This window comes from Pseudomonas sp. GW821-FHT09C09 (genome assembly GCF_059418105.1).
In genome coordinates this window covers 735,240-750,409 of sequence record NZ_JBWKPF010000001.1, presented here as the reverse complement: position 1 = coordinate 750,409, position 15,170 = coordinate 735,240, and the positions used below count along the sequence as shown (strand labels likewise).

General features: G+C 58.5%; 14 protein-coding genes and 1 tRNA gene. 9 read left to right on the top strand and 6 right to left on the bottom strand.

Annotated elements, in window-relative coordinates:
- The 3 genes from ihfA (at position 1) to AC07NR_RS03630 (ending at position 806) form a co-directional block, all read left to right on the top strand.
- On the top strand, positions 1-303 hold the full coding sequence (gene ihfA / locus AC07NR_RS03640) for an integration host factor subunit alpha (RefSeq protein WP_002553164.1): 303 nt from the start codon (positions 1-3) through the stop codon (positions 301-303).
- Positions 284-640, top strand: a complete 357-nt coding sequence (locus tag AC07NR_RS03635) for a MerR family transcriptional regulator (RefSeq protein ID WP_003179985.1) — start codon at positions 284-286, stop codon at positions 638-640. The genes ihfA and AC07NR_RS03635 overlap by 20 nt, the downstream gene beginning before the upstream one ends.
- Positions 641-729: 89 nt before the next feature.
- Positions 730-806: transfer RNA gene (locus tag AC07NR_RS03630), tRNA-Pro, on the top strand.
- Between the two features lie 410 nt (positions 807-1,216).
- On the opposite strand, the gene AC07NR_RS03625 is transcribed toward AC07NR_RS03630, so the two are convergent.
- On the bottom strand, positions 1,217-2,662 hold the full coding sequence (locus tag AC07NR_RS03625) for a hypothetical protein (protein ID WP_423205275.1): 1,446 nt from the start codon (positions 2,660-2,662) through the stop codon (positions 1,217-1,219).
- A 400-nt stretch (positions 2,663-3,062) separates the two neighbouring features.
- Here AC07NR_RS03625 and AC07NR_RS03620 point away from each other — a divergent pair, with 400 nt between their 5' ends.
- Positions 3,063-3,392, top strand: coding sequence for a hypothetical protein (locus AC07NR_RS03620; protein WP_248738811.1), 330 nt, complete (start codon positions 3,063-3,065; stop codon positions 3,390-3,392).
- 56 nt (positions 3,393-3,448) lie between these two features.
- Here the strand turns inward: AC07NR_RS03620 and AC07NR_RS03615 are convergent, their stop codons facing one another.
- From AC07NR_RS03615 to AC07NR_RS03605, 3 genes are all read right to left on the bottom strand, one after another.
- The gene (locus AC07NR_RS03615) at positions 3,449-3,862 is read right to left on the bottom strand and encodes a VOC family protein (RefSeq protein WP_495077831.1); all 414 of its coding nucleotides are present in this window, start codon (positions 3,860-3,862) and stop codon (positions 3,449-3,451) included.
- 149 nt (positions 3,863-4,011) lie between these two features.
- Positions 4,012-4,956, bottom strand: a complete 945-nt coding sequence (locus tag AC07NR_RS03610; protein ID WP_495077830.1) for an alpha/beta hydrolase — start codon at positions 4,954-4,956, stop codon at positions 4,012-4,014.
- A 112-nt stretch (positions 4,957-5,068) separates the two neighbouring features.
- A complete protein-coding gene (locus tag AC07NR_RS03605) occupies positions 5,069-6,067 on the bottom strand; it encodes an NAD(P)H-quinone oxidoreductase (RefSeq protein ID WP_495077829.1) in 999 nt (332 codons plus the stop codon).
- Between the two features lie 134 nt (positions 6,068-6,201).
- On the opposite strand from AC07NR_RS03605, the gene AC07NR_RS03600 reads away from it, so the two are divergent.
- Together AC07NR_RS03600 and AC07NR_RS03595 are read left to right on the top strand one after the other, a co-directional pair.
- Complete coding sequence (locus AC07NR_RS03600; protein WP_495077828.1) at positions 6,202-7,077, top strand: LysR family transcriptional regulator; 876 nt, start codon at positions 6,202-6,204, stop codon at positions 7,075-7,077.
- A gap of 249 nt (positions 7,078-7,326) precedes the next feature.
- Entirely contained in the window at positions 7,327-8,013 is a 687-nt protein-coding gene (locus AC07NR_RS03595) for a hypothetical protein (protein WP_495077827.1), read from the top strand.
- 53 nt (positions 8,014-8,066) lie between these two features.
- Here AC07NR_RS03595 and AC07NR_RS03590 read toward each other — a convergent pair whose 3' ends face one another.
- Positions 8,067-8,789 (bottom strand): pirin family protein, encoded by a 723-nt coding sequence (locus AC07NR_RS03590; protein ID WP_305835296.1) that lies wholly within the window; start codon positions 8,787-8,789, stop codon positions 8,067-8,069.
- 213 nt (positions 8,790-9,002) lie between these two features.
- Between AC07NR_RS03590 and AC07NR_RS03585 the strand changes: the two genes are divergently transcribed.
- Positions 9,003-9,953, top strand: a complete 951-nt coding sequence (locus AC07NR_RS03585; RefSeq protein ID WP_495077826.1) for a GlxA family transcriptional regulator — start codon at positions 9,003-9,005, stop codon at positions 9,951-9,953.
- A 90-nt stretch (positions 9,954-10,043) separates the two neighbouring features.
- Entirely contained in the window at positions 10,044-11,516 is a 1,473-nt protein-coding gene (locus AC07NR_RS03580; RefSeq protein WP_495077825.1) for an ATP-binding protein, read from the top strand.
- Here the strand turns inward: AC07NR_RS03580 and AC07NR_RS03575 are convergent.
- A complete protein-coding gene (locus tag AC07NR_RS03575; RefSeq protein WP_495077824.1) occupies positions 11,478-14,264 on the bottom strand; it encodes an ATP-binding protein in 2,787 nt (928 codons plus the stop codon). The genes AC07NR_RS03580 and AC07NR_RS03575 overlap by 39 nt on opposite strands.
- Before the next feature lie 333 nt (positions 14,265-14,597).
- On the opposite strand from AC07NR_RS03575, the gene AC07NR_RS03570 reads away from it, so the two are divergent.
- Entirely contained in the window at positions 14,598-15,167 is a 570-nt protein-coding gene (locus AC07NR_RS03570; RefSeq protein WP_495077823.1) for a flavodoxin family protein, read from the top strand.
- Positions 15,168-15,170 lie beyond the last annotated feature (3 nt).

Here is a 15,170-nt window from a genome sequence, read left to right as displayed (position 1 = left end):
ATGGGGGCTTTGACGAAAGCTGAGATGGCGGAACGTCTGTATGAAGAGCTGGGCCTGAACAAGCGGGAAGCCAAGGAATTGGTCGAACTGTTTTTCGAGGAAATCAGGCACGCTCTTGAAGACAACGAGCAGGTCAAATTGTCGGGTTTCGGCAATTTCGACCTTCGGGACAAACGCCAGCGGCCTGGCCGCAACCCGAAAACGGGGGAAGAAATCCCGATCACGGCTCGCCGTGTGGTCACCTTTCGTCCAGGGCAGAAGTTGAAGGCCCGAGTTGAGGCTTATGCTGGAACCAAGTCATAACGACGAACTACCCGTCATCCCGGGCAAACGCTACTTCACCATTGGTGAAGTCAGCGAGCTGTGTGCGGTAAAGCCGCACGTGCTGCGCTACTGGGAGCAGGAGTTTCCTCAGCTCAACCCCGTCAAACGCCGCGGAAACCGCCGGTATTATCAGCGACAGGACGTGCTGATGATCCGGCAGATCCGCGCGCTCCTTTACGATCAAGGGTTCACCATCGGCGGTGCGCGTCTGCGCCTGTCCGGTGATGAAGCCAAAGACGATACAACCCAATACAAGCAAATGATCCGCCAGATGATCGCCGAGCTCGAAGATGTTCTGGTGGTCCTCAAGAAATAATTTCCTGCTTTTAAATACTTCCAGTTTTCAAAAGCTTGCGATATATTCTTGAGCGCTCCTCGAGATGAGGAGCGAGTTTCACGCCTAGTCGGGGCGTAGCGCAGTCCGGTAGCGCACTAGCATGGGGTGCTAGGGGTCGAGTGTTCGAATCACTCCGTCCCGACCATATTTTTCAATGACTTAGCCCAACTTTAGCGAGTTGGGCTTTTTCATGCGCAGGGACTTTTGCGGGGGCATCCCGTTTTCTCCTCAAGTGGGTCAGTGCAGACCCTCTCCTCAATTGCCGACACGTTGTTCGCTGCCTTAAACGAAGGTTCTAGAGAGTACAGTGGCTCTTATGCCGCCAGGCAGTGCCTTGTTCGCTGCGCGATGCCTACTGCCATAGGGGCTTGAGAGGTGAACTCTTAAGGGCTGAACCCTAGAAGGGACGGGTGGCTTGTGTTCCTTTTCCCATCAATGTTCACCAAGGGCATTTGCCATGCCTACAGTGATCGCTCTAAAAAGCTCCCGCTGCTGGTGGAACTACCTCCTCAATGGAGGTAGTTTTCACGCATTGTTGTTTATCCTGGTTGATGACTACCACTGCCCCAGGTAGAGGCTGGAGTAGGTGTATTGCGGGCTTGCCATCGTGGTCGTCGATATGGAAAAGAACAGAGTTGCAGACACTACCAGCGCCATAATAATCAACAGCCAGTGCCGGCGGAGCAGGGCTTTTATTGATTCAGGTTCGGTGGTAAAGGCCAGGCAGCAATAGATTGCAAGATGCAGAGCAAGGAAGAAGCGAGTTTCGATAGCACCAGGAATAATGGCAAGGACCGGCAGCAAAATCAGTAAGGCCCAAAAAGCACTCTTGAATTTCTGCTCGGCTTTTACCCGCTGAGTGGCAATGGCCAGTGTCATTACGAGTAAGCCTGAGAACAGAACCAAATAGTTGAACAGTGCCAGCGATGTTCGTTTTCCCGGATGCCCTACGGTATAAACTTCGCCATCACGCAGATCCAGACCGCTTACGATATGCCTGCCATAAATCCCTGCAAAATCCACTGGGTTTTGCAAAAGCAACTTGAAGTACGTACTGACTTCAAAAGGTCCGGAACCGATTTTGTTATCGATGAAAAGCTGCTCTCCGGCTTTGTCCATGTAAAACACAGCAGGTCCGGGTGATGTCTCGTCGATGGACGTTTCATAGCGCTGCATTGTTATTCCCCAGAGGAGCTGACTGGCGAATAACGATCGGTTGTAGGGGGATGTAGTGATGACTAATGGAGAGAATGAATCATGGTTTTTATGATTGGCAATCACTTGCGGTATGCTTGCGATGGAGGCTCCGCAGAGAAAGATAACGGTTGCGAGTAGTCTGATACGCTTCGAGTGCTTGTTATAAACAACCAGCGATATGGCGAGCGTTAGCAGAATCGCCGGAAAAAGATAAATGGTTCTGGTGTTATAGGCGCCGTAAGCCATCAGGCCGGCGAATGCAAGTAATGCGCACTGTTTAAAACCCGTCGCCTTGTTGGCGGATGAAATAACGCAAACCGACGCGCTAACCATCAAGGCCAGGGCAGGCAGGTCGCTCAGTGTGTAAATGATGATCCCGGGGAACAATAGCGACACCAGAATCGGTGTAATCAGACGGCGCTGGAAGGTAGCCTTCCCCCCGAATAGTTGCAAATAGAATTCCGGAAGCAATACGGTGAAAAAATAGGCGTATATCACCGAAGACATAATTCTATAGGGGAAATAGCCCAAGACGTTGAATGTGTCGGAGAGGAATCTGGCCGGCGTCAATAGGGCGGGGTAGAAATAACCTCTTATATCCTTTGGGAAGTCGAAAAGAAAGTCGGCGGCACTAAGCTTCCAATAGGTGCCCGCATCCCAAGGAAATACTGAAACACCCTTTACCTTGTGCAAGGCTATGAAGAACAGTGTAGTTACAATGAAAGCTGCCAGTTTTTGATGCCGATGGAGCAGGTTGGCGATACCGCTTTCCTTTGTGGCCAGGCTGTATTCCATTTGGGTCATATAATACCGTGTGCTTGTAAGATTTGATGGAAGGCGGTTTGGGCTATTGTTTGTAAGTGTTTTTATTCAGCGTTAATGGAAATTCTTGCCGTTTTCTACTGATTTTCGATGTGTGGATAAAGAGAGTAATCACGTCAATCAAATGACCTGCGCTGAGCAGTTCAGTCCTTTCCATGAGTTTTCAGAGCCATCTCATTTATTTTCCGAAAGATTCTACACCATTCGTTTTGGTTGTTTCGGCTGCATTGAATGATTGCCCGCCATCGAGTGGACGGGCTGAGCTCGACGACAGTGAGGCCGGCGATGGGCTCGAAATGAACCATCAGGCGGCAAATTGCTGGCCCCCGAATGTTTTCAGTGACGGCAAACTCGCTTTTTTTCAAAAGGTTAGGCTGGCTATATGCGGACGACTGTCATCACCGTTGCGACGCTTTCCCTGGCTCTGTTCACCCTTGGAGCCGAAGCGAGGGAGTTAAGCAAGAGTCATCGTTTTGCTTGTACCTGGGGGTCGGACATCGCGGCCGGTGCGCAGCAATCGAAGCTGTCGGGGATTTCCCTGTATGGCGCCCGCAAGCGCCTGCAGGTACGCAGGTTTCAACAACCGTGGATGCGCATGACTGCGATGGGCATCACCGAGCAAACCTACAACAGCACCTCACGGCTCAAGCCTGCAGCCGTCAAGCAAACCTATTACGAGCAGTGCGTGAGGCATGAACTGGCGCAGCGATAAACAAAAAGCCCGACCTCAAGAGGTCGGGCTTTTTCATGTACTGGACATTCCACGCATTACTTGTCGCTTTCGCAGTTGACCATCCATGACACCCCGAACCGATCCACCAGCATGCCAAAGCGAGCGGCCCAGAATGTGGCGTCCAGCGGCATATCGACTCGCCCGTCTTTGGCCAGAGCGTTGAACACTCTTTCAGCTTCGGCGATGTTGTCGACATTCAAGGAGATCGAGCAACCGCTCATGCCCTGGGTCGGACGGTCAGGTGTGGTGTCCGAGGCCATCAACATCTGATCGCCGACTTTCAGGCAGGTATGGATGATCAGGTTGTGATGCTCTTTCGGTACATGTTCTGCGGCCGGTGTTTCGCCAAAGGTCATCATCGCTTCGAGCTTGCCTTGCAAGGCTTGCTCGTAGAACGTGAAGGCCGCGCGACAATCGCCGTTGAAAATAAGGTACGGATTGATTTTCATGAAAGTGCTCCCGAACAGGCAGTGAAGCGTGGCGCGACCGGGTGTGTCGTAGCCACGAGGGTTTGACCCCATCCAGCAAAGCGTCAGATCAAGGAATTGCCAGCGATTGCTGCAATTATTTTCCTCGAAATGACCGACGGCCTCCGTTCTCAGGAATCGCCTGGGCCGTGATTGAGCGTCGCGCCCGCCACGCGTGCGGCAGGTCGTGTCTGCATCAAGGCGTCTATGGCCTTGCGATAATTCTGCCCACCCAGTGCCATGCTGTTGTTGTGGGTTGCGCCGGGAATCAGCAACAGACGTTTCGGTTGGTTGGCGGCTGCGAACAGCTGCTCGCTGAATCGCGACGGCACAAATGTATCCGCCAGACCGTGCACCACCAGCAACGGCATATGGATGTCGGCGATTTTGTCTATGGAGTCGAACTTCTGCGACAGCAGCCAGCGAACGGGGAGGGAAGTATTGGCCACGGCAGCAGCCACATCCGCCAATGACGTAAAGGTCGATTCGATGACCAGGCCACGAACCGGCAGTGGCGTGTGGTTTCGGTTGGCGTCCCGGCCCAGTTCAGCGGCCAGGTCAATGGCAACTGCACCCCCCAGGGAATGTCCGTAGATAAGGCGTTTGTTCGGGTCGGGCTGCAACTGCTGGAAACGTTCCCATGCTACCCGAGCGTCCTCATAGACCGTGCTTTCCGACGGCAGATCGCCGTGACTCTGGCCAAAACCACGATAGTCGATGGCCAGGACCGAATAGCCCGCCGCGCGTAGCTGCTCGATGCGAAACAGCTGCCCGGTCAGGTTCCAGCGCACGCCATGCAGATAGAGAATGGCCGGAGCATTGGCCCGCTCCGCCGGCCACCACCAGGCATGAATGTTCTGCCCGGCCTTGAAGCTTTTGGGCTTCAGATCCAGTTCCTGAACGCTGCCGGGCAAACCGTGATACCAGCCGGCTGTGCCCGGTTCGATGCGAAACAGCAGCTTGCGTTCGGTGTGCTCCAGTACGGCGCAACTCGTCGGCAGGCCGATGATCAGGGCGGCCATGCAGGCGAACGCCAGTCGACGGCGTCGGAGTCGGGTCATGAAGGCAAGGAACATGGACGGTTTCACCACAGCACGGACAAAGAAGGCTTTTTACCAGATGCCTTGATTCCCGCGTGACAATTTCGACCGTCGCCCACCAGCAATCTTTACAAAACGATGCTGTGACTCATGCCACGTCCAGCACGATTTTGCCGATGTGATCGCCTGCCTCCATGTGCGCGTGGGCCCGGGCCGCGTCGGTGAGCGGGTAAACCTTGTCGATGATCGGCAGGCAACGCCCGGCGGCCAATGCCGGCCAGACATGTTCGCGTAATTGATCGGCGATGGCAGCCTTTTCCGCAGAAGTGCGAGCGCGCAACAAGGAACCGGTGACCACGGCCCGTTTGCCGAGAATGGTCAGCAGGTCGACATCGTTGGCACGGGCACCGCCAAGGAAACCCAACATCACCACACGGCCATCCATTGCCAGGGCGCTGAGGTTGGCATTCAGATACGAACCACCCATGATGTCGAGGATTACATTGACGCCCTGGCCGTTGGTTTTTTCGGCAATCACGGCAGCGAAATCCTGCTCGCGATAATTGATCGGTTCGCCGCCGAGATCGCGGATCGTCGCGCATTTATCGGTGCTCCCGGCGGTGGCGAAGGTCTCGATACCGAATTCACGGCACAACATCAATGCGGTAGTACCGATGCCGCTGGTGCCGCCGTGAATCAACACCCGCTGCCCACGGCTTGCGCCACCGAGGCCGAACAGGTTGGCCCATACGGTGAAAAAGGTTTCGGGAATCGCCGCAGCCTTGACCCAATCTATTCCGTCGGGGATCGGCAGAGTCTGGCCCGCCGGAACGGTGCAGTATTCGGCATAACCTCCACCATTGGTCAGCGCGCAAACCCTGTCGCCCACGGCAAAAGTGCTGACACCAGCACCCAGCGCCACGACTTCTCCAGCCACTTCCAGGCCGGGAATCGGGTTCATGCCGGGTCTCATCGGGTACTTGCCCGCGCGTTGCAAAGCGTCCGGCCGATTGATGCCGGCAGCGTGCACGCGAATCAGCAGCTCGCCCTGCGCGACGACTGGCAGCGGCACACGACGTGGTTGCAGAACGTCGGGAGCACCAGGTTCGGTTATTTCGATTCGGGTCATTTCGGTGGGCAAAGTCATGTCGGTTCCTGTCGTGCTTTGGGGCGTTTGGCCCCGTGAAAGGTTCATGACGTCCAGCATATCGGCTATCGTGGCTGCATAAATGCAGCGATTTTGCTTGCTGGTGATGCGATTCTGCATCGTGAGAGGACAGCATGAACTGGGATGATGCACGGGTGTTTCTGGCGGTCTGCCGCGAGTCGACGTTGCGCGGTGCTGCGCGAGTATTGAGGGTAGACCAGGCCACGGTCGGGCGGCGTATTGCGGCGCTGGAAAAGTCGCTGAATGCCATGTTGTTCCTGCGGACGTCAGAGGGATATGCACTGACTGCAATGGGCGAAGCGGCCCTCAAGGCGGTCGAGAAAATGGAGCATTCAGCGCTGGAGCTGGAGCGACAGATCCAGGGGCTGGACGATCGCCCTACCGGAAACGTGCGGGTCAGCACCACAGATTCGCTGGCCATCGACTTCCTGATCCCGGCCATCGCGCGCTTGCATGGGCAACACCCTGACGTGCGTGTGCAATTGGGCGCCTCCACGCAGATGCTTAACCTGGCCAAGCGCGAAGCTGACATTGCCGTACGCAACGCCCGACCGGAAAACCCTGACCTGATCGCCCGGCGCCTGGCGCGCTGGCCTGTGGGGTTGTTCGCCTCGCAGGCCTATGTGGATGTTCATGGCGTGCCAACGCCAGGCACCGCGTTCGAGGGCCACGATCTGGTGGTCTACCAACCGTACCTGCAAGGCAACAAGGAGATCACCCTGGCAGGCGAGCCTGTGAGTTGCGGGCGTATTGTCGCAAGCCTGAATTCCAGCCTGTTGATACGACGCTCGATTGCGGCCGGTCTGGGTGTAGGAGAAATCCCGATATACATGGGAGAGCGCGATGGCCTGGTCAGGCTCTGGCCGGACCGCACGCGACTGCTTCCCTATGAGGTGTGGCTGGTGACCCATGCGGATTTGCGCCATACGGCGCGGGTGAGGGCGGTGATCGAGCAGATTGTCGAGGCGTTTGCGCTGGAAAATGAATAGCTCATTCGGGCCGTGTAGGACGGCTACGTAACCCGGCGACATTGCCTACATCCGCGCCAGAATCCGCTGTCTTGTCAGTTTTTTGCCCGAGTTCTATCGTTTCTCAAACCTTGGGCGAGCAGGCAAAGCACTCCAAGGTCATCAATCAGGGAAGTATTGATAAACGTCAGAGGTGCGGAGTTGATTGCAAGGGAATTCAGCCAATTTCAAACAGGTGACACGGCCGGCCATACGGACAGTGCGGAGTCTATGAACTACATAACGCGAGACGAATTCAGCGCCAGAATCGAGATCATCGAGACCAGAATCGATGCACGGATCGAATCGATGTCCGCGAAAATCGATGGGTTTCTCATCGAGCAGGCCGAGCGAGACAGGGCACGGCTTGAGCAGGAGTGCATCCAGGAAAATGTGCGGCTGGAGCAAGAGAAGGCTCGACAAGAGGATTGGCTGAAGGAAGAGAAGGTTCGGCAAGACGATTGGCTGAAGCGAGACAAGGCTCAGGAAAAAGTGCGTCTGGCCAGGGAGCGGCATCTGGAGGAGATTCGGCAGGAGAGGGAAAAAGCTCGACTGGAAAGAGAAGAAGAATCCAGAAAGGCCTGGCAGGAGCGCGAGAAGTCACAGGAGAAACTCCGTCTGGAGCAGGAAAAGGCTCACCTTGAGCGTGATGCGCGTTATGCGTCCATGGCGGCTCGCTCGGATCGGGCTATGGAGCGGTTAGACGAGTCAATGAGAATGGTCTCGACAATCAAGGCGAACTACTGGGCGGCGACTACCGTTCATTTTCTGGGGATGGTTGCCATCCTTGTAGGCTCCTACTACGCGAATCAGTCAAATGTGCTTGTGACGATGCAGACCACCCTGGCAATGGTCCAGTCGGTGAAGGAGGCTGGAAATCCCGTACCGGCAGTTTCGACGAACTTGTCCGCAGAATGAAAAACGGCCTTCAACGAAGGCCGTTTTTTTTGCTCGATGAAACCCGGACTGCCTCACGGCATTTCCGGCAACTCCTGTGGCCGCAGATCAAACACCAATACTTCGGCATCCTGGCCATTGCTCAAGGTCAGCGCCTGTTCTTCGCGAACCCGTACGCCATCGCCTTCCTTCAACTGCACGCCGTTCAGTTCAACACTGCCGCGAGCAACGTGCACGTAGGCATAGCGGTTTGCAGGCAGTTCGAGCGTGGCGCTTTCCTGGCCATCGAACAGTCCGGCATATACGCGTGCATCCTGGCGTACCTTGAGCGAGCCGTGGCTGCCTTCGGGCGAGATGATCAGTTGCAGGCGACCGCGTTTTTTCTGTTCGCTGAAGTGTTCCTGTTGATAACGCGGTTTTGCGCCGCTCACGTCCGGCACGATCCAGATCTGCAGGAAGTGCACAGGCTTGCTGGCCGAGTGGTTGAACTCGCTGTGGGCCACGCCACTGCCGGCGCTCATCAGTTGCACGTCTCCGGGGCGGATGACCGAACCGGTGCCAAGGGTGTCCTTGTGTTCCAGCGCGCCTTCGAGCACATAGGAGAAAATCTCCATGTCGCGGTGCGGGTGCTGGCCGAAGCCTTTGCCGGCTGCGACACGGTCATCGTTGATCACCAGCAGGTCGGAGAAACCCTGCTCACGCGGGTCGCGATAACTGGCGAAAGAAAAGGTGTGGAACGACTTCAACCAGCCATGATTGGCCAGACCACGGTCGGAAGCTTTGCGAAGGGTCAGCATGATGAAATCTCCTTTCAGGACGTTGATTCGTCCGAGTGAGGAGAAGGTTACTGGTTACTCTGATGTGCAATAAGTAGGTGAAAATTGAAATACTGTCCCCTCAGAGTTGACAGTAATGTGCGTCAGTTCACGCATTCTTTTTCTACGTTTGCGTTGTACTTGGCCATAATGCGGCAACTTATAACCTTTCATTGATTCCAGTGATGTCTGCTCATGAAAACCGTGGCAATGGTGTTGTTTCCCGAGTTTCTACTGCTCGATATGGCCGGACCGCTGGAAGTGTTTTCGGTTGCCAACCGGTATCTGAAGCCGGACGACCACTATCAACTGACGCTCCTGGGGACTGAACGCGGGCCGCTGCGTGCTTCCAACGGCGTGCTGGTGCATACCGACCGGCATATCGACGAAGCCGGCGATCGCTATGACCTGCTGCTGGTGCCGGGCGGCCCCGGGGCCTACAACGAAAAATATCCGCCCCTGCTGGCCTGGTTGCAAGGCGCGGTAGGGCGTGCCGAGCGCTACGGCTCGATTTGCACGGGGGCTTTTGTACTGGGTTACGCTGGATTGCTCGACGGTTATCGCGTGACCACCCACTGGAATTACACCGAACGCTTGATCAAGGGTTTTCCGAAGGCGGATGTCGCCACCGACCAGATTTTTGTCGAGGATCGCAACCTGATCACCTCTGGTGGCGTCACCGCCGGTATCGATCTGGCGCTGGCGGTGGTAGCCCGCGATCATGGCAAAAAGCTCGCTCAGGACGTGGCCAAAGTGCTGCTGGTGGTGATGAAGCGTCAGGGCGGACAGGCGCAATTCAGTCCGTTGATGGCGGCAGTTTCGCCCCAGGAAACCCCCATCACCCGGGTACAGAATCACGTTCTGGAACACCTTGAAGAAAGCTTCACCATCGAACGCATGGCAAGCCTTGCGAACATGAGCGCTCGCCATTTCGCCCGGGTGTTCGCCCGCGAGGTCAACATGACGCCCATGGAATTCCTGCAGAGTGCACGCATCGATTGCGCGCGCAATCTGCTGGAAACCAGCGATCTGCCGTTGAAGACCATCGCCTACAAAAGCGGTTTCGGCAGCGTGCGGCATATGCGTTTTCTGTTCGGCGAAAAGCTCGGGCTGACCCCGGCCCAGTACCGCGAACAGTTCAGCTAGAGCGGTTTTGTCCGTTACGGGCATCCGGATGTCCGTGCCGGGCCCCGTGTGGTGGTTGTACCGTCATCGCGGCCTGCCAAGATAACGGACATGAACAGCCTCGACGAATTGAGTTCGGCGTCGGTCCTGCGTTTCGGGCCGTACGCGTTCCACTTGCGCCAACGGCTGATCCTCGAAGGGGATCGGCAACTGCGCATGGGTGGTCGTGCGCTGGACATTCTGCAAGTGCTGGTCGAGCGGGCCGGGCGGGTGGTCAGCAAAGAGCAATTGATCGCGCTGGTGTGGCCGAACTCGGTGGTCGAAGAGATCAATCTGCGGGTGCACATCGCGGCGTTGCGCCGGGCCCTCGGCGATGGCGAGAGCGGGCAGCGCTACATCGTCAACGTGCCGCAATGCGGGTATAGCTTCGTTGCGCCGGTGCAGGGTGACAGCGTCGCGCAAGTGGTGTTCGAAAGCCTGCAAGTGCCACAGCATAATCTGCCCGCACGGCTGACCCCTGTTACGGGTCGTGATTCGCTGGTCGGCGGTCTGGTGCGGCAACTGCCGCTGTCCCGACTGATAACGGTGACGGGGCCTGCCGGCGTCGGCAAAAGCACCGTGGCACTGCGCGCAGCGGAACTGCTGTTGCAACATTTTCGTGATGGCGTGTGGCAGGTGGATCTGTCGCTGATCGACGAAGACGTCCCGCTTCTCGATCACCTGCTGAAAACCCTCGACATCGATTTCGCCACACTGGCAGCGCGCCACGCCTTGCTGGTGCTGGACAACTGCGAGCACTTGCACGGAGCCTGCCGGAGCCTGCTGCAAACTCTGCTCGACGCCGCGCCCCGTCTGTCGATCCTGACCACCAGCCGCGAGCCGTTGCGTCTTGGTCTGGAAGTCCTGCAGCCAATGTCGCCCCTGACCGTTCCCAAAGCCTCGGCGCTCAACAGCGTCGACGAGGTCATGGGTTACTCGGCAGTGCAGCTGTTTGTCAGTCGTGCCCGTGCGCGTCAGCACGGCTTCCATTTGCGTGAACAGGATCTGGAAACCGTGCGCGATGTCTGTCGCCGGCTCGACGGCCTGCCGCTGGCGATCGAACTGGCAGCGGCGCAGATCGATGCACTGGCGTTGGTCGGCATGCAGGCGCAACTGGACCACAGTCTGCAAGTCTTGAGTCACGGCCGTCGGACCGCCGTGCCACGCCATCAGTCGATGTGTGCCGCGCTGGACTGGAGCTATCAGCGCTTGAGCGTGCAGGAGCAGCGTGTGCTGCAACGCTTGTCGGTATTCAAAATGGCGTTCACCCTGGATGCCGCCATCGGCGTGATCAGTTGCGCGCAACTGCCACCTTCGATGCTGGTGGCAGTGGTTGAACAGTTGGCGGCCAAGTCGTTGCTGACAGTGGATCGATCCAGCGGAACACTGCGCTATCGAATGCTCAACACCACGCGCCGCTATGCCCGCGAACGGCTGGAACAGGGCGGCGAACTGAATGATGTCGAGCGTCGGCACGCGCGTTACCTGGGCCGCACCCGGCCAGCCTCAAGCGGCAGACTGACCGCGCAATTCGTCGAGCAGTAAACTCACTTTGCGCAAGTCCGGGGTGGCGTAGCCTTCGGTGAAGCGCTGGTAGATTGGTGTCAGCAATTCAAGCGCCTCAGCATAGCGCGACTGACGTTGCCACAACCGGGCCAGCGACGTCGCACTGCGCAGTTCCCAGGCCAGGGCGCCTTGCGTCCGCGCAATCGCAAGGGACTGCTGCAAGGCGCTTTCGACCGTGTGATGACAGGGCGATTCAGCGGCCAGCAATCGCTCGGCCCTGGCCCGCAAAATCTCCGCCGTGCTCCAGCCGGCCGCGCCGCTCTGTGCCCGCTCCAGCAAGGCGTCATCAACGAAACCCGGATCCAGCGTGACCATGATTTCCCTGACCAGACCGCTATCGGCAGGCGCAATTGCAGGGGCTCTATCGGCATCGATCACTTGCGCATAGTGCCGCGCCCACGTGTAGAACAACAGCACCGAATGCTTCTGTGCCTGTTCCAGCAACAGTTGCAGCAGTGCGCGGGCGTTCTGCACGTCACCGTTGTAATGGGCGATCAGGCACGAGGCAAGGGCCAGGGTGTAGCAGATCGAGGTGCCATGGTTGATCTGCACCGCGATGTCCAGTGCCTGGCGTGCGGTACGCCAGGCCTGCTCGGGAAAACCTTGCAGCCATAACACCCGGGCGAGAACGGTCAGCGAGGCGACGCTCTGATCGTATTGCACGCCGAAACCGTGGGTGAAACGGTTGAGGTGGCCGCTGTGGGCCATGCGCTGGATCACCTGTTCGGCGTGGATCCGCGCCTGATGCTGATCGCCGGCGTAATGCAACGCGAGCACCCGCAAACGATGGGTACTCAAGGACAACTGCGCATCGCCATGCAGGCCGAGGCTTTCGAATTGTTCGCTTTGCTCCAGCGCCATGCGGTAATGGCCGCAACTGAGATTGACCGCCATGTGTCCCGACACGGCGCGCAATTGCCCGGCCATGTCGTCGTGCTGTTGCGCCAGCCGTCGGGCGCTGACGAAGGCTTCGATGGTTTCCGGTGTGCCGCCCCAGGTGTGATAGCAGGCGCTGCCAAGGGCCAGTTTCAAGGCGATTTCCAGCCGCGGGCAAGATTCTACGGAGGACTCCAGCAATTCAAGTGCCCGGCGCACATGCACGCCGTACTCCTTGAGCAGGGACAATTCCTGCCACAACGGCGCCGACGTCGCCGTCAGCCGCACGCCGAGAGGACGCGAGCCTTCATCGTTCAGCGTCCACTCCAGCGCCGCTCGAAGGTCTTCGAGGCCTCGGGCGTAGCGCTCGATCCAGACGGCGGTCGGCGTGTTCTCCCAATCGGCCTGGGCCTGATGCATCAGCGCCAGGCAGCGTTCGGCATGACGTTCGCGGGTTTCGCCGAGCTCGGCCGCCTGTTCGAGTTTTTCCAGGGCATAGCGGCGGGTGGTATCGAGCAGGCGATAAAACACCTCCTCATCGCCGACCTCGACGTTAAGCAGCGACTTGGCGACCAGTTGCGTGATCGAGGCGAACACTTCGCCCGGCTCGATATGCTGACCCACGATGACCGCCGCCGCAGACTCCAGCGTGAAAGCACCACGAAACACACCCAGTCGGCGCAGGCCGGTCTGTTCGCAGCCGTTGAGCAGGTTGAAGCTCCAGTCCAGCGTGGCCCGCAGGGTTTCATGCCGACCGAGATGAGTCTGATTGCCGGTCGGCAAGCGCCCCTGAAGCTGACTCAGCAAACCGTCCAGCCCAAGGCTCGCCACCTGCGCGGCCGCCAGTTCCAGCGCCAGCGGGATGCCATCCAGCCGCCGACAGATTTCGATGATCAAGGGCAGGTCGGCATTGTCCGGTTCGAAGTGTTCGTGGGCGGCCATCGCCCGTTCGACGAACAGTTGCAGTGCGGAAAACCCCATCGCCTGATCACGGTCGAGCACCGCAATCGGCGGCGGGCAGTCGAGGGATTCCAGACGTTGTACGTACTCGCCCTCAGCACGCAGGCTTTCGCGGCTGGTGGCCAGGATGTGTACCTGCGGCGCGCCGCGCAGAATGCTTTCGCCGAGCAGCGCCACGGCGTCGATCAAGTGCTCGCAGTTATCGATCACCAACAGCAGCTGCCGCTCGCGCAGGCTGTTGATCAGACAAGCCATCGGTTCATTGTCGTGCAGTGAAAGATCCAGCAGGGCGGCGAGGTGCGGGCAGATCGAGCCCGGATCGTTGAGCGGCGCCAGATCCAGCAGACGGATGCCGTCGCGGTAGCGGCCGATCAACTGTTCGGCGACGCGCAGGGCCACGGTGGTCTTGCCGATGCCGCCGGGGCCGACCAGGGTGATGCAGCGCTGGCGAGGCAGTTGCGCCATCAGGCTGTCGACCACCGACTGGCGCCCGATCATCCGCGTGCGGCGCAGCGGCAGGTTGTGCCGGCCCGGGTTGGCGGCGGCGGGACGTTGTTCGATGGATTGCAGCAGGACCGGCGCGACGAAGCTGTATCCGCGTTGCGCCACCGTGACGATGTAGCGCTGCCCGGCCTGACCGTCGCCGAGGGCCTTGCGCAGCGCCGCCATGTGCACCCGCAGATTGATGTCTTCCACCACGCTGTCCGGCCAGACTCCGGCGATCAATTGCTGCTTGCTCACCACCTCGCCGGCGTTGGCCAGCAGGATCAGCAGAATGTCCATGGCGCGCCGACCCAGGCGCAAAGGCTGGTCGCCTTCAAGCACCAGCCGCTGGCCGGGGTGGATCCGATAGGGGCCGAAACCGATGGCCTGATTCGGGGAAAGACTCAACCGCTCACTCCTTCGACGTTTTTTATGATCCTGATCCGCCGGGGTGAAGAATCCGTGACGGACAGGGCGGAGAGCGACTCGAGGGTCACGCAAGCCTTCTAATCCGCAGTATCCGGGCATATTCCTCAGGATTTGTCGCCAGCGCAACGTGCGTGCAAGACCCACATTTGGGCATCGCTCGGCTTCCAGTGCCGTCACCACTGTATTTAAAGGCCGGAACCTGTGCCCGCTCGGCCGACAGCCGGGAAAAATTAACAACGATTAACTCGTCCGCGCCCGTTCCAGAGCCAAAACTCCAAGGCAATGGAGTGCATACGTCCGGAGGACGCTGCGATGAGCAAGGTAGTGGTGGTCTATCACAGTGGCTACGGGCACACCCGCGTCATGGCCCAGGCTGTGGCCCAGGGTGTGGAGCGCCACGTGGGCAGCACCTGCCTGTTGCTGGCAGTGGAAGACGTGGAAACCCGCTGGGATGACCTGCACCGCGCCGACGCCATCATCTTCGGCGCGCCGACCTACATGGGCAGCGCTTCGGCGGCGTTCAAGCAGTTCATGGAGTCCACGGCATCTTTCTACCTTGCCCGGCCGTGGCGCAACAAACTCGCGGCGGGCTTCACCAATTCCGGCAGCCTGTGTGGCGACAAGCTCAATACCCTGCTGCAAATGGCCGTGTTCGCTGCCCAGCATTCGATGATCTGGGTCGGGCTCGATCTGTTGCCGGCGCGTGCACGCGAAGGTGCTTTTGACGGCCAGTTGAATCGCCTCGGTAGCTCCCTCGGCGCCATGTCCCAATCTTGCGTCGAGCAACCGCCCGAACAAGCCCCTCCGCTGGAAGACCAGTTGACCGCCGCGCACCTGGGCGAGCGGGTAGCACGACTGGCTCAGCGTATGGCGCCGGAATGAAAG